This window comes from Pseudomonas libanensis (assembly GCF_001439685.1).
GTDB lineage: Bacteria > Pseudomonadota > Gammaproteobacteria > Pseudomonadales > Pseudomonadaceae > Aquipseudomonas > Aquipseudomonas libanensis.
This window is the reverse complement of the sequence record NZ_JYLH01000007.1, coordinates 254,360-268,058: the sequence shown is the minus strand read 5'-3', so window position 1 is coordinate 268,058 and position 13,699 is coordinate 254,360. Positions and strand designations below refer to the sequence as shown.

Here is a 13,699-nt window from a genome sequence, read left to right as displayed (position 1 = left end):
ACCCGTCTGATTCCTGGATAAACGGCACTTTTTCTGATTGACACTGCGTGGGCGTCCCGATATAAAAGTCGCAGTTGTACGACGACATATGACGTTGCATATGTCCTACCTAACAAAAATAAAAAGTGATGCCATGAATCTGAACGAGCCCATCAGTGCCCATCGTGTCGGCCAGGCAGTCGGCAGCTATCGCTGGACGATCTGCGCGATGCTGTTTTTCGCCACCACGGTCAACTACCTCGACCGCCAGGTGCTCAGCCTGTTGGCACCGCAACTCTCGACACAATTTGGCTGGAGCAACACCGATTACGCCAACATCGCGGCGGTGTTCCAGTTTGTCTATGCCATTTCCATGCTGTTTGCCGGGCGGTTCGTCGACAAGATTGGCACCAAGGCCGCTTACGTGGTGGCGATTGGGATCTGGTCCACCGGGGCGATCATGCATGCTTTCTCGGTGCCGATGGGCGAGGGCATCGCCGCGATCAGCGGGGCAATCGGCCTGGCTGTGATCCCGGTGTCGATTGCCGGTTTCATGCTGTCCCGCGCAGTATTGGCGATTGGTGAAGCAGGCAACTTTCCCATTGCGATCAAGGCGACTGCCGAATATTTCCCCAAGAAAGAACGCTCACTGGCCACCGGTATTTTCAACTCCGGTGCCAACGTCGGTGCGATCCTGGCACCGATCTGCGTGCCACTGATTGCCGGCCTGTGGGGCTGGGAAGCGGCCTTCATGGTCATCGGCATGCTGGGGTTCCTGTGGGTCGCGGTATGGGCCGCGGTATACGAAAAACCGGAACAGCAAAAACGCCTGTCGGCCGAGGAACTGGCCTATATCCGCAGCGATCAGACCGTACAACCTTTCACCCCAGCGCCTACAGGCGCCACCGCAAAGAAAGTCTCCTGGTTCAAGCTGCTGACTTACCGCCAGACCTGGGCGTTCGCCTTCGGCAAATTCATGACCGATGGCGTGTGGTGGTTCTTCCTGTTCTGGCTGCCCACCTACCTGTCGGCACAGTACGGCATGAAAGGCGCCGATATCGTCATGCCGCTGGCGGTGCTGTACAGCATGACCATGGTCGGCAGCATCGGTGGCGGCTGGTTCCCCAGCTACTTCATGGCGCGTGGCGATGCACCCTATGACGGGCGCATGAAAGCCATGCTGGTGATTGCGCTGTTCCCGCTGGTGGTGTTGCTGGCGCAGCCGTTGGGCTACCTGAGCTTCTGGGTGCCGGTGCTGCTCATCGGCGTGGGCGCCTCGGCGCACCAGGCGTGGTCGTGCAATATCTTCACCACCGTGTCCGACATGTTCCCGCAGAAAACCGTGGCCTCGGTGGTCGGCATCGGTGGCATGGCCGGTGGCCTGGGCGGCGTGGTCATGACCAAGATCGGCGGCTGGGTGTTCGACTACTACAAGTCGATCAACGACATCCACACCGGCTACATGATCATGTTTGCCATTTGCGCCCTGGCCTACCTGGTGGCCTGGAGCGTGATGAAGGCCCTGGTGCCGCGCCACAAAGAAATTACTGACTTGTAGTTGGCGCTTCAGGCACCGAAAGATTGGTGGCGGGTTTTGCACCCGCCAAAATGATACGCACCGCCATCACCACGCCGATCAGCACAGCAGCCAAGCCCGCGGTCTCCACGGGCGTCGGCCAGCGCTGATGAAACCAAAGGCCGAGCAGCGTGGCGAACAAGGATTCAAGGGCAATCAATTGACCGCTCAGCACCATGGGCAGGCGCCGCGTCGCTGCGTTCCAGGCCCACGCACCGACGACGGTGGACATCACCGCGATCACCAGGCTCCAGGCATACAATGGCCATGCCTGGCTCCAGCCAGCGCCAAGGGTTGGCAGCTGCAACAAGCCTAGCGCGTATATCCAGGGCAGCAGGCACAGCGCCGCGACGCCTGCACCTACCAGCATCAGGGCGGTCCACAGACCGGTTGCGCCGGCCGGCAGGCGCGCCAGCTGCTTCTGGTTGATCACGCTGAACCCCAGCCATAAGGCCACCGCACCCAACGAAAAGCACAGCCCGGCCAGCCAGGCACCGCTACCCAGCGAGGGCTGGTGCAGGCTGCTGATGTTGGCCAGCAACAGCCCCACCGTGAGGCAAGACAGCGGCAGCACCAACTGGCGCCAATGCAGGGTCTTATGGCTGGCGTTGCCTACCAGCGCCAGTAGCACCGGGACCATGGCAACACAGGCTGGCGTCAATACCGGGCCGCCGAATATCACGCCGGCGGCAATACAGACGCCATAGCCCAGGCAACCCAATGCGCCCAGTACCGCCGCGAACAGACGCTGGCCTGGGCTTAGCACAGGCAGTTGCGCCCGGCACAGGATCATCCAGACGATACCGAGCCCACCGGCTATCAAGAAGCGCACGGCCATCAGGTCGTAGAGGCTGTAGGCACCGGTGACGTAGGGCGCAATAAAATTCAGCGCCCAGCCGAGAGTGGCGACTACCGCGAATATCACGCCGATAGAAACTGAGGTTGGGGAAGTGCTCATCGGGCTGATCCATGAAGTAATGCATCCATGGTGCCCAGCCGCGTGGGTGTGCTACAAACGAGTTCTCGGCCTTGAATGCATAACCTCAGATTATGAATCTACTCGGCAAAACCCTACCGCCCCTTGCCAGTTTGTTGCCGTTTGAAGCGGCGGCGCGCCTGGAGAGTTTCTCCAAGGCGGCCGATGAGCTGTACATCACCCAGGCGGCTGTCAGCCGGCAGATTCGTGGGCTGGAAGACAACCTGGGGGTGAAACTGTTCATCCGGCGCAACCGTGCGGTGTTCCTCACGCAAGAGGGGCGTGAATTGGGGCGGGTGGTCAGCCTTGCGTTGCAAAGCATCAGTGATGGTGCGGCTAACCTGCGCGCCTCCCCGCAACGCAATCGGGTGGTGTTGCTGTGCCAGTTGTGCGAGGCGTTCTATTGGTTGATGCCGCGTTTGTCGACGTTTCACCAGCAATACCCGCAGATTGAAATCCAGGTGGTGACCTGCACGCGGCCTATCACCCAGTTCGATGGACACTTCGATGTGGCCCTGCAAAGTACCCGGCGCGCCAGTGGCGCCCATAGGCTGATGTTCACCGCCTCCGACGAGGTGTTCCCGGTGTGCAGCCCGGTCTACCTTTGCCCGGAACAGCCGTTATCGCTGTCTGAGTTACAGCCCTGCACGTTTTTGCACCACAGCGCCGAACCTCCGCACTTGATGGAGTGGGATGAGTGGCTGCAGGTGTTCGGCCGGGTGTTGGCCAGGGATGCGCGCAGTGCCAACTTCGACAGCTACCCGCTGATGTTGCAGGCCGCGGTGGAGGGGCACGGTATCGCCATGGGCTGGCGTCGTACCGCAAGCCGGCTGATTGACAGTGGGGCGTTGGTCCGGCCCTGTGCTGAGAGCGTGTTTTTGCCTGAGGCAATTTCGGTCTACAAGCAGCAAGGGGTGGGCAGTCGGGGCGAGGTCGAAGCGCTGCTGGCGTGGCTGCAAGCGCAATTGCACAGTGACGGCTGACAGGGGCGTCGCCACCCCTGTCATCTCCGGTTAACGGTTACGGGTGACTCGCCAAACCGTATTGGCCAGGTCATCGGCAATGATCAGCGCGCCTTTGGGGTCCACCGTCACGCCCACCGGGCGCCCACGGGTCTTGCCATCGTCACCGCGAAAACCGGTGGCGAAGTCGATGGGTTCGCCAGCAGGCTTGCCATTGCTGAACGGCACGAAGATCACCTTGTAGCCCACCGGATTGTCGCGGTTCCAGCTGCCGTGTTCGCCGACAAACACGCCATCGGCAAATTTTTCACCCATGGCCGGGATGGAAAAATCCACGCCCAATGCCGCCACATGGGAGCCCAGGCTGTAATCGGGCTTGATCGCCGCGGCCACCTTGGCCGAGTTCTGCGGTTGTGCCCGTGGGTCGACGTTCTGGCCCCAGTAGCTGTACGGCCAGCCGTAGAAGGCGCCTTCTCGCACCGACGTCAGGTAGTCCGGCACCAGGTCGGGGCCGAGTTCATCGCGTTCGTTGACCACCGTCCACAGTTGCCCGGAGCCCGGTTGGATGGTCAGCGCGGTGGGGTTGCGCAAGCCGGTTGCGTAGGGCCTGTGGGCACCGGTGGCCGCGTCGATCTGCCAGACCATGGCGCGGTCAATTTCCACTTCCATGCCGCGCTCGGTGATGTTGCTGTTGGAGCCAATCCCCACATACAGCTGGCGTCCGTCGTCGCTCACGGCCAATGACTTGGTCCAGTGGTGGTTGATCTGCGCCGGCAGGTCGGTGACCTTGACGGGCGGGGCGCTGGCCTTGGTCTGGCCGTCGGCGTAGTCGAAGCGCACCAGTGCGTCCTGGTTAGCCACATAGAGTTTGCCGTCGGCGAACGCCAGGCCATAGGGCGCGTTGAGGTTGTCGGCGAACACCGTCTTGAGCTCATAGGTGCCGTCACCGTCGGCGTCGCGCAACAGGGTAATGCGGTTGCCGCCCTTGACCTTAGTATTGCCCTGAGCCTTGATCACGCTGGCGATTACGTCCTTGGGCTTGAGCTTGGCCGCACTGCCGCCACGGCCTTCGGCCACCAGGATGTCACCGTTGGGCAGCACCAGGGTCTGGCGCGGGATCGCCAGGTCGGTGGCGATGGCGCTCACGCTGTAGCCTTCGGGCACCTTGGGCTTTTGCTCGCCCCACGGGGTGGGCTGCGCGATTTTCATGCTCGGCAACAGGCTGCTTTGTTGTTCAGGCAGTTTAGGGTCAGGGCCGCGGGCCTGGGTCTTGTCGCCTTCGCCACCACAGGCACTGAGCAGCAGGGCTGCGCTGAGCAAGGTCAGTGTATTGAGTGGTTTCATCGGGCAGCTCCTGAGCGCAGGTTGGTCAAGCCGATCCAGGTCGCGATGATCGCCAGCACAGTGACAATCGCTGACAGTATCAAGCCGGTGGGCATCATGGCGTAGGCGTCCTTGGCATGCTGGAACGCATTGACCAGCCCAAGCACCCAGGTGCCCAGCAACAGCAGGAAGTAAGCCACAGGGCGCCCGCCCTTATGCTCGGCGCGCACCAGGTTGACCAGCGCAAACAACAGGGCAAGGCCGCAGAACACCAGCGCCCCGGCGATCAGCCAAGAGGCGAAGTTGGCCCATTGGATCTGGTAGGTCTGGCCGTAGGCGATATCACTGAGCAAGGCCCCGAGAAACAGCGGCACGGTGCCTGCCAGCAAGGTCCCATGCAATGGGCCAGGTCTGACGACGGGGTAAGTGGGGAGGGTAGTCATGGGGTTGGCGGCTCCTTATCGTTCTGCACCCTGGGCTCAGGGCGCGCTGACTTCGCATAGGAAAGGAGCATGGCATTTGTAAGAAAGTTCACTGGGAGGTCGTGTCGAGATGTTTTTCGAACCATGCCGCATAGGGGGTATTGCTGCTGTTGCAGCGGTTGTAATCCGGAGCGCCATCGTGCCACCACGCCGGCCCACGCTCGCCCATGACCACAAAATAGCGGCCGTCCGGTGTGCTAAGCATGATGCCGATGCAGCACCCGCAGCACACCCCACAGCATCGACATTACAATTGCCATCCAACCGGCAAACAGGCTGAAGAGTGTCATTGCAAGGTTCATCACGGTCTCCCATTGCGTTGTCGTGTCTTTATAGGTGACCTCGCTTGCAAACCAGGATTCAACTGGATGTGTTTACGGCCGCGGCTGCATGATTCATCCTGCCGGGCCGACAAGAGGAAACGCCTTATGCCAACCCTGCATCTGCTGTGCGGCAAGATCGCCTCCGGCAAGTCCACCCTCGCCAAGACTCTGGCCGCCGAGCACCGGGCTATTGTGCTCAGCGAAGACCACTGGCTGGCCAGTCTTTACCCCGGTGAAATCCAGGCCATCGCCGACTATCTGCGCTGTGCCCAGCGGGTGCGCGGTGTACTCGGGCCGCTGGTGGTCAATCTGTTGGAATCCGGCGTGAATGTGGTCCTGGATTTCCCGGCCAACACCCTGGCCAACCGTGAGTGGTTGCTCGGCCTGGCCCAAACGGCCAAAGTGCCCCACCGCCTGCATTATCTGGAACTGGACGATGCCACCTGCCGTGCCCGCCTGCACGCGCGCAACGCTCAGGGCGAGCATGACTTTGCTGCGACTGACGCCGAATTTGACCTGATCACTCGCCACTTTAGTGTGCCGAGTGAAGAGGAAGGCCTGGTGATTGAGGTGCATCGCCCGTGACCCTCCTGCAAACCACGGGCGTCGATGCCGACGGGTTTATCCTCACCGTCGCCGATGTTCCCGTACAAATCGAGTTCCAGCCCGTGCTGGCGGATGTCTGCGCAACCCTGTTCCAGGCGGCGTTCGGGCTGCACGGGATTTATCTGTATGGCAGCGTCGCACGAGGCCAGGCCGAGGTCGGGGTTTCTGATCTCGACCTCTCGTTGATACTCAACGATCCCCCGGATGCCTCGGTGCTCGAGCAAATTGAAACAACCCGAATTGCCTTGGAACAACGGCATGCACAAGTGACCAAGATCGACTTCGATATCGGTCATCACGCTCAAGTGTTGGCGCCGGAAAATCGCAACAGTTGGGGCTTCTGGCTCAAGCATCATTGCCGGTGTGTAGGGGGCGAAGACCTTGCACGGTACTTCGAGCCGTTTCGCCCGTCCCGTGCCATTGCCATGGCGGTCAATGGCGACTTCGAGCAGGCGCTCACGGCGTATCTCGTGCGTATCGAACAGGCCGGCACTGAGCACGCACGTCATCGCCTGCAGCGTGAAGCATCGCGGGCCTTGATCCGGGCCACCCACACCTTGCGCGCAGACGATGCGCATATGTGGCCGCACACCCTGGAAGAGTACGTCGCGCTGTTTGTTCAGCAGTACCCCTCGATGCGCGTGCAAATCGCGTACTTCCTGTTTGAAGCGCGTAACCCCAGCGCTGAGTGCGAAGTGTTTTCCACGCGGCTACGGGCGTTTTTGAGTTGGATGGTTTCGGCGCTCAGGGAAAGGAATCAATCAAATGCGTGAACGCAAAGCCGCACGACTATTGGTGATAAGCCCTGCAAAGCAGGTGCTGCTGTTCCGCTTCGTGCATAAAGACGGCGCATTGGCTGGCAGGAATTACTGGGCCACCCCGGGCGGTGGCGTCGAAGCCGGGGAAACCTATCACAGCGCCGCGATTCGTGAACTGCGCGAAGAGACCGGCATCACCGTCAGCAGCGTTGGCGAATCCGTGGCAGAACGCAGTTTCCCATTGATGCTACCCGGCGGCGAAACCGTGCTGGCGGTTGAGCGCTACTTCGTGGTGCAGGCGCCCAGCGAGGCACTGTCCAGGGCCGAGTGGACGGCGGAAGAGACCCAGGTGATGGCGGATCATCGTTGGTGGTCGGCAGAGGCGCTACGCACTACGACGGACACGGTGTGGCCGCAGGCGCTGGTGGAAATGCTCGAGGAGACCGGCGCCTTCTAACCGTTTTCAGGTCGCAAGAACCGTTCGGGCCGGCAAGGCCTCAGGGCAGGGCAGACCCTGTCCTCCATGATCTCTTCGCTGGCAAGACGCCCCACTATGGCTGCCAGCGTCACACCAGGATGCATCGCGCAGACGTACACACCGTTGACGCCTGGCAATTGGCCAATGATCGGAATGCCATCGGCCGGTACGGGCCGCAGCCCAACGCAGGCTAATTGTGGCTCGATGAACGTGACCCCTTCGAGTTCGTCCGCAATAGCCTGGGCGGTGCGCCGAGCGATAGCGGCCGGCTGGTTTTCCGGGGCGTCGCCCAGATAGTCTTCGGCTGCCAGCCAGGTCCCCTCAGCACCTTCGCGCACCTCCATTGCAGGGTTGGAAATAAGCGTGCGCACGATGCCGGGTGGGGCGTTGTAGCGGATAAAGATCGCGGGGGAGGCTTCAATCGGCAGGGGCACACCCAACAGCTTCGTCAGCGCTGGGATCCCGGTGCCAGCTGCGAGCACCACCACGTCGGCATCGATGACGCCCAAGCTGGTTTCAACGCCGGTGACCTGTGAGCCCTGCATCCTGAAACCCAACACCCGAGTGTGTGTCAGCAGCGTGGCACCGTGGGCCTGGGCACCGGCAATCAACGCATGGGTGGTTTGCACCGCGTCGAGTGCGCCTTCTTCGGCTTTGAATTGGGCCTGCTCAGGCGGGTTTCTCAAACGCGGCTCAAGTGCCTGGATACGCTGACGAGTGATCCGTGAATCCGCCCCAGGCTGAATGTCTGCGCCGTAACACAGGGCGCCTGTCCAGCGTATCTTCACGGCGGGCAGCTCGCGCTCCAGGCGGTGATACGCGTCAATTGCGGCGCTGCGCAAAGCGGCAATGGGGTCGGGTGCGTCGTGGGTCGTGTTGAGCCACGCAAATGAGGTGGCCGTGACCCCGGACGCGACTTCGCCGGCCTCGAGCACCGTCACATTCGCGCCCTTGCCGGCCAGGTGATAGGCCAGTGAAGCCCCCACGATACCGGCACCAATCACCACAATGCGCTTGCCTTGATGCATATTCGCTTCCTTGTTAATGATTCGCCAGGATCTCGCTGGTCTGGAACACCCTGGCATAGCTTAAATCCTGCTCTACTCGAAAAGTTTCAAACTGCCTAGTATTAACTGACGTTTTTGTTGTAGGTGGTGTTTGCTCGCGAAAAAAAAGTGATACTTGGCTTCAAGATTAAATACGACGTGCTTAGTATGCATATGCTAAAGCGTGACTTTTCAGAAAGTAAAAAATTGCTAAAAAGCATCGTATAGATCGGCGAACATTTTTCCTAATAAATATCTGTTGTACTTGGTACGGTCAAATCTGAGTAGCGATGCCTCGCTAAATTGTAGTTCAAGTTGAGTATTGATTTTTGCTTCCTCGTAATCAGTTTTTGCCACAAAGAAATCAATTGCCTCCATCAAGAGAACCTCGTATCTCTCGTTGATAATGAAGGTTTTAAGGGAGTTTTGGGATTTGACACAATTGAGTGGCGCTGTCGCTGCCAACTTCACATTTTGAAGGTTGAGTGAAATGTCATCCAGAAGCCCTGAAGGATTCACAGTGCTGAAAAGCTGGAAAGTGATACTTTCATTGTCAAATAAAGGGTTTAGGTGAGGCGTTTGGTGAAAGTCTTCTTCGCCTTTGAGGCTGGAGTTGCAGCTTGAGCAGCTTGGTACAAGGTTGTACAGCGTTAGCGCAAGGTGAGGATACTGATCTTTCAAGAAGAAATGGTCTAGAGTAGGGCGAAAGGCACCGTCTTTGCATTCTATAGTGAATGCATAGGCATGATTGCAGTAAGGGCAAATCCTGGCTTTAGACTTTTTGCATAAGGTGTATGCGTTCCAAGTTCCATACTTGCTGATAAATCTATCATAGTTGAAGACCTTCTTTAGTTCTTTGAGTAGCCGAGTTTTTTGCCGACCTAAACGCTTGGTGTGGGCGCCAAGTATTGTTATGCTGCTCGAGATGTCTGTTAGTTTGTGCGAAATAATGAGCTTTCTTGTTTCGCGAACGAAATAGTATGCAGGCGTTTTGGGACCGCAAATACTAAGCTGTGAGTAAAGGAAATTACGGATTATTTTTTTTAGGTGGTCTGTGTGTTCGGTTTCGGCATTTGTCCAGTTTTCATTGATTGAGACTATCAATTTCTGTCCTTGGTATATTCGGAGATGCGTAAAATCTCGGCTTTTATAATGGAGTTGTCGATGCTTTCAACTATGAAGTTATCTAGGGTGGAATCTTGGCCCAGTTTTATGGCATCGATGGCGCTCTTTATTTTTGTGGATGCAAATTCCCCGATCGTTTTGGCGCCGAATGACTGATTGAGCAGGGTGTGTAACGGCGCCGCGAATGCGCTGGGGGTGATGCTTTCGCCGAAAGATTCCATTCTACAGATGAATTGTTTGGGGATGTCGGTGGCCAGTAATGGGGAGTGGGTGGCAATGATTAGCTGGAGCGAGCTGATTTGCCTTTGTTTTTTTAGATCAGACAATAATGAATTGAGCTGGCTTATATATCTGCGCTGCCACTCGAGATGCAGGAAGGCGTCACCTTCATCAATGAGTACCAGTAATTTGTCGATGCCTTTCTTGGCGTAGGCTGTAATTGCATCGGAGAGCAGTGCGAGTTGCGCTACCACTGCAAATTGTCCGGAACTCATGTTTTGAAAGCCGACATCGAAAAAATGATCAATGCCCGAGTTTTTCAAGAAAGATGCATCTTCAGAGGGCGCGAGGGCAACCTCGGCATACGCTTTGCTACCCGATGTAATATGCGCGGCGCGAAGGGTTAGAAATTTATCGATTGCGTCTACTTCTTCATAAAGGCGCTCTGCTTTTTCTGGGCGAGCCCCAATAAACCATGCGTCTCGTATACCGATGGCCTCGAAAACTATATGCTGAAACACGCGGTCGGGCGTTCGAGTGGTCAGGTAATATTCCAGTACTATGAAAAGTGCAAACAACGACTCTTTGTTTTTCGCGTTCTGCCGTAATTCACAATAAAGTATGTCTGCTGAAACGTCAATTATTCGCTTTTTGATTACGTCTTCTTCAATGGGCTCATCACTTTTCTCTTCTATCGAGAACGACGAAAACTCCAAGCTCATGACTGGTTTGGGGTTGCGTAAGTGATCGAAATACCTGAAGAGGTCCGGAAATAGTTCAGCGAGCTTTATCGGCACGTCATTGGTTTCGGATTTAACCAATAATAAATCAATCAGTTTTTTACAGGTATTTCTTATGTTAATGGTTTTGCTGACATAGATTTTAGGAGATATATCAAATGCACTAAGAATTTGAGTGTAAGGGCGAAGATCAAATGCTGAGATCGATTCTCCCCACTTAGGTGACACGTCCACAAAATTTCTGGTGGCGTGTACACGGCGCCCATGCTGGACTGGGGAATAGTAGATCACCCCCCATCGATTTCGCATCTCTTCGTATGTCAATTCTTTTTGTGAGTCAAGTATGACATCGCAGAAGTATCTCCCGAACCGTGAAGAAGGTAAAAATTTATCGATTATTTTTTTGAAAATAGTCGTTTTTCCTGAGCCGTTGTTTCCGATAATTAACGATATTGAATCTATATCGAAGATATTCGGTGTTCCGTCCTTTTCAAGGTTTAGGTTAATGACCCGATCGTCGACTTCAATTTTACTTATCATGATTTTATTCGGTTATTTGAGTTGTGGCATTATGCCATGCGTTGCTCCGTCGTGAAACGGCGCCAGTTGCGGTGTACAGCACCACGATCCTATTGGCATGATGCCTAATGTAAGCTGCAATTTCAGACGTGCGCTTTCCTGCGGCAGTGCGTAACGCTGGTGCGATATCTTGCGTTGTCTTAGGTATGAGCAGGGAACGACGAAGGCGAGGGGGCGACCGTTAGCACCGATCAGCAGCCCACACGCAAAACCCTGAGACTTCCCGGCGAAAATCTTCATAATGGCGGCCAATTTGTTTAGCTCGTTATTCTGGTGTGCCCGCATGGAAATTAAGGTCAACTTTCTCGACAACCTTCGGCTTGAAGCTAAGTTCGATGACTTCACGGTCATTGCCGACCAGCCCATCCGCTACAAGGGCGATGGTTCGGCACCGGGGCCATTCGACTACTTTCTGGCTTCGTCGGCGTTGTGTGCGGCCTACTTTGTGAAGTTGTACTGCCAGACGCGCAATATTCCCACGGAGAATATTCGCCTGTCGCAGAACAACATCGTCGACCCGGAAAACCGCTACAACCAGATCTTCAAGATCCAGGTCGAGCTGCCTACGGATATCTCCGACAAGGATCGCCAGGGCATCCTGCGTTCCATCGACCGTTGCACTGTGAAGAAGGTGGTGCAGGCCGGGCCGGAGTTTGTGATTGAAGAGGTAGAGAATCTCGACGCCGACGCCCAGGCATTGCTGATGCCCAACTCGACGTCTGAGGCCGGCACCTACATCGCCGGCAAGGACTTGCCGCTGGAGCAGACCATCGCCAACATGTCTGGCATCCTCGCCGGCCTGGGTATGAAGATCGAGATCGCTTCGTGGCGCAATATCGTGCCCAACGTCTGGTCGCTGCATATCCGCGATGCCCATTCGCCGATGTGCTTTACCAACGGCAAGGGGGCAACGAAAGAGGGCGCACTGGCGTCGGCGCTGGGCGAGTTCATCGAGCGGCTTAACTGCAACTTCTTCTACAACGACCAGTTCTGGGGCGAGGAGCTGGCCAATGCGCCGTTCGTGCATTACCCGGATGAGCGCTGGTTCCAGCCGGGCCCGGACGATGAGCTGCCGAGTGAAATCCTCGATGCCTACTGCCTGAAGATCTACAACCGCGATGGCGAGCTGCGCGGCTCGCACTTGTTCGATACCAACTCCGGTAACGAAGCCCGCGGCATTGTCTCGTTGCCGTTTGTGCGCCAGTCCGACGGTGAAGTGGTGTATTTCCCTTCCAACCTGATCGAAAACCTTTACCTGAGCAACGGCATGAGCGCCGGCAACACCTTGGCCGAAGCCCAGGTGCAGTGCCTGTCGGAGATTTTCGAGCGGGCGGTGAAGCGCGAAATCATCGAAGGCGAATTCGCGCTGCCGGACGTACCGGCCGAAGTGCTGGCCAAGTACCCGGGCATTCTGGCGGGCATTCAGGGCCTGGAGGCCCAGGGCTTCCCGGTGCTGGTCAAGGATGCGTCCCTGGGCGGTGAGTTCCCGGTGATGTGCGTGACCTTGATGAACCCACGCACCGGTGGCGTGTTCGCCTCGTTCGGAGCGCACCCAAGCCTGGAAGTGGCGCTGGAGCGCAGCCTCACCGAGCTGCTGCAAGGCCGCAGCTTCGAAGGCTTGAACGACCTGCCGCAGCCGACCTTCGAAGGCCAGGCGGTCACCGAGCCGAACAACTTCGTCGAGCACTTTATCGATTCCAGCGGCGTGGTGTCGTGGCGCTTCTTCAGTGCCCAGTCCGATTATGAATTCGTCGAGTGGGACTTCTCCGGCCAGGGCGAAGATTCCAACGCCCAGGAAGCCGCGACGCTGTTCGGCATCCTCGAAGGCATGGGCAAAGAGTCGTACATGGCGGTATACGAACACCTGGGTGCCACAGCCTGCCGCATTCTGGTGCCGGACTACTCGGAAATCTACCCGGTGGACGACCTGATCTGGGACAACACCAACAAGGCGCTGTTTTTCCGCGAAGACATCCTCAACCTGCACCGCCTCGACGAGGACGAGTTGCAGGCACTGGTCGAGCGCCTTATCGAAAGCGAGCTGGACGACTACACCGATATCACTACCCTGATCGGCATCGAGTTCGATGACAACACGGCGTGGGGCCAACTGACCATTCTGGAGCTGAAGCTGCTGATCTTCCTGGCCTTGAAGCAGTATGAAGAGGCCAAGGAATGCGTAGAGATGTTCCTGCAGTACAACGACAACACCGCCGAGCGCGGCCTGTTTTACCAGGCGATGAACGCGGTACTGGAGATGGAACTGGATGACGACCTGGAGCTGGCCGACTACGAAGCCAACTTCCGGCGCATGTTTGGCAATGAGCGCATGGATGCGGTGATTGGTTCGGTGGACGGCAGCGTGCGGTTCTATGGGTTGACGCCGACCAGCATGAAGCTGGAAGGACTGGATCGGCATTTGCGCCTGATCGACAGCTACAAGAAGCTGCATGCGGCGCGGGCCAACGTAATCTCGAGCTGATTGCGCATTCAATGTGGGAGGGGGCTTGCCCCCTCCCACATTTTG

General features: G+C 57.3%; 13 protein-coding genes. 6 read left to right on the top strand and 7 right to left on the bottom strand.

Annotation, left to right across the window (positions count from 1 at the left end; genetic code table 11):
- Positions 1 to 133: 133 nt before the first annotated feature.
- Entirely contained in the window at positions 134 to 1,537 is a 1,404-nt protein-coding gene (locus tag TU73_RS13725; RefSeq protein ID WP_057012681.1) for an MFS transporter, read from the top strand.
- On the opposite strand, the gene TU73_RS13720 is transcribed toward TU73_RS13725, so the two are convergent.
- Positions 1,524 to 2,513 (bottom strand): DMT family transporter, encoded by a 990-nt coding sequence (locus TU73_RS13720; RefSeq protein WP_057012680.1) that lies wholly within the window; start codon positions 2,511 to 2,513, stop codon positions 1,524 to 1,526. The genes TU73_RS13725 and TU73_RS13720 overlap by 14 nt on opposite strands.
- A gap of 92 nt (positions 2,514 to 2,605) precedes the next feature.
- Between TU73_RS13720 and TU73_RS13715 the strand changes: the two genes are divergently transcribed.
- A complete protein-coding gene (locus TU73_RS13715; RefSeq protein WP_057012679.1) occupies positions 2,606 to 3,514 on the top strand; it encodes a LysR substrate-binding domain-containing protein in 909 nt (302 codons plus the stop codon).
- 30 nt (positions 3,515 to 3,544) lie between these two features.
- Here the strand turns inward: TU73_RS13715 and TU73_RS13710 are convergent, their stop codons facing one another.
- The 3 genes from TU73_RS13710 to TU73_RS28980 form a co-directional block, all read right to left on the bottom strand.
- Positions 3,545 to 4,837 (bottom strand): PQQ-dependent sugar dehydrogenase, encoded by a 1,293-nt coding sequence (locus TU73_RS13710; RefSeq protein ID WP_057012678.1) that lies wholly within the window; start codon positions 4,835 to 4,837, stop codon positions 3,545 to 3,547.
- Positions 4,834 to 5,259: a DUF2231 domain-containing protein gene (locus tag TU73_RS13705; protein WP_057012677.1), complete on the bottom strand. Its 426-nt coding sequence runs from the start codon at positions 5,257 to 5,259 to the stop codon at positions 4,834 to 4,836. Before TU73_RS13705 ends, TU73_RS13710 begins: the two co-directional genes overlap by 4 nt.
- Before the next feature lie 88 nt (positions 5,260 to 5,347).
- The gene (locus TU73_RS28980) at positions 5,348 to 5,503 is read right to left on the bottom strand and encodes a hypothetical protein (RefSeq protein WP_156421227.1); all 156 of its coding nucleotides are present in this window, start codon (positions 5,501 to 5,503) and stop codon (positions 5,348 to 5,350) included.
- A gap of 223 nt (positions 5,504 to 5,726) precedes the next feature.
- On the opposite strand from TU73_RS28980, the gene TU73_RS13700 reads away from it, so the two are divergent.
- The 3 genes from TU73_RS13700 to TU73_RS13690 are packed head-to-tail and all read left to right on the top strand — an operon-like array spanning position 5,727 to position 7,442.
- Complete coding sequence (locus TU73_RS13700; protein WP_057012676.1) at positions 5,727 to 6,206, top strand: P-loop nucleotide/nucleoside kinase family protein; 480 nt, start codon at positions 5,727 to 5,729, stop codon at positions 6,204 to 6,206.
- A complete protein-coding gene (locus tag TU73_RS13695) occupies positions 6,203 to 7,000 on the top strand; it encodes a nucleotidyltransferase domain-containing protein (protein ID WP_057012675.1) in 798 nt (265 codons plus the stop codon). The genes TU73_RS13700 and TU73_RS13695 overlap by 4 nt, the downstream gene beginning before the upstream one ends.
- Positions 6,993 to 7,442 carry an NUDIX hydrolase gene (locus tag TU73_RS13690; protein WP_057012674.1) on the top strand — a complete coding sequence of 150 codons (450 nt, stop codon included), beginning with the start codon at positions 6,993 to 6,995 and terminating at the stop codon, positions 7,440 to 7,442. The genes TU73_RS13695 and TU73_RS13690 overlap by 8 nt, the downstream gene beginning before the upstream one ends.
- On the opposite strand, the gene TU73_RS13685 is transcribed toward TU73_RS13690, so the two are convergent.
- The 3 genes from TU73_RS13685 to TU73_RS13675 form a co-directional block, all read right to left on the bottom strand.
- The gene (locus TU73_RS13685) at positions 7,439 to 8,491 is read right to left on the bottom strand and encodes an NAD(P)/FAD-dependent oxidoreductase (RefSeq protein WP_057012673.1); all 1,053 of its coding nucleotides are present in this window, start codon (positions 8,489 to 8,491) and stop codon (positions 7,439 to 7,441) included. The two genes, TU73_RS13690 and TU73_RS13685, sit on opposite strands and share 4 nt — an antisense overlap.
- Positions 8,492 to 8,719: 228 nt before the next feature.
- A complete protein-coding gene (locus tag TU73_RS13680) occupies positions 8,720 to 9,613 on the bottom strand; it encodes a hypothetical protein (RefSeq protein WP_057012672.1) in 894 nt (297 codons plus the stop codon).
- A complete protein-coding gene (locus TU73_RS13675) occupies positions 9,610 to 11,133 on the bottom strand; it encodes an AAA family ATPase (RefSeq protein ID WP_057012671.1) in 1,524 nt (507 codons plus the stop codon). Before TU73_RS13675 ends, TU73_RS13680 begins: the two co-directional genes overlap by 4 nt.
- A 322-nt stretch (positions 11,134 to 11,455) precedes the next feature.
- Here TU73_RS13675 and TU73_RS13670 point away from each other — a divergent pair, with 322 nt between their 5' ends.
- Positions 11,456 to 13,654 carry an OsmC domain/YcaO domain-containing protein gene (locus tag TU73_RS13670; protein ID WP_057012670.1) on the top strand — a complete coding sequence of 733 codons (2,199 nt, stop codon included), beginning with the start codon at positions 11,456 to 11,458 and terminating at the stop codon, positions 13,652 to 13,654.
- The last annotated feature ends 45 nt before the right edge of the window (positions 13,655 to 13,699 follow it).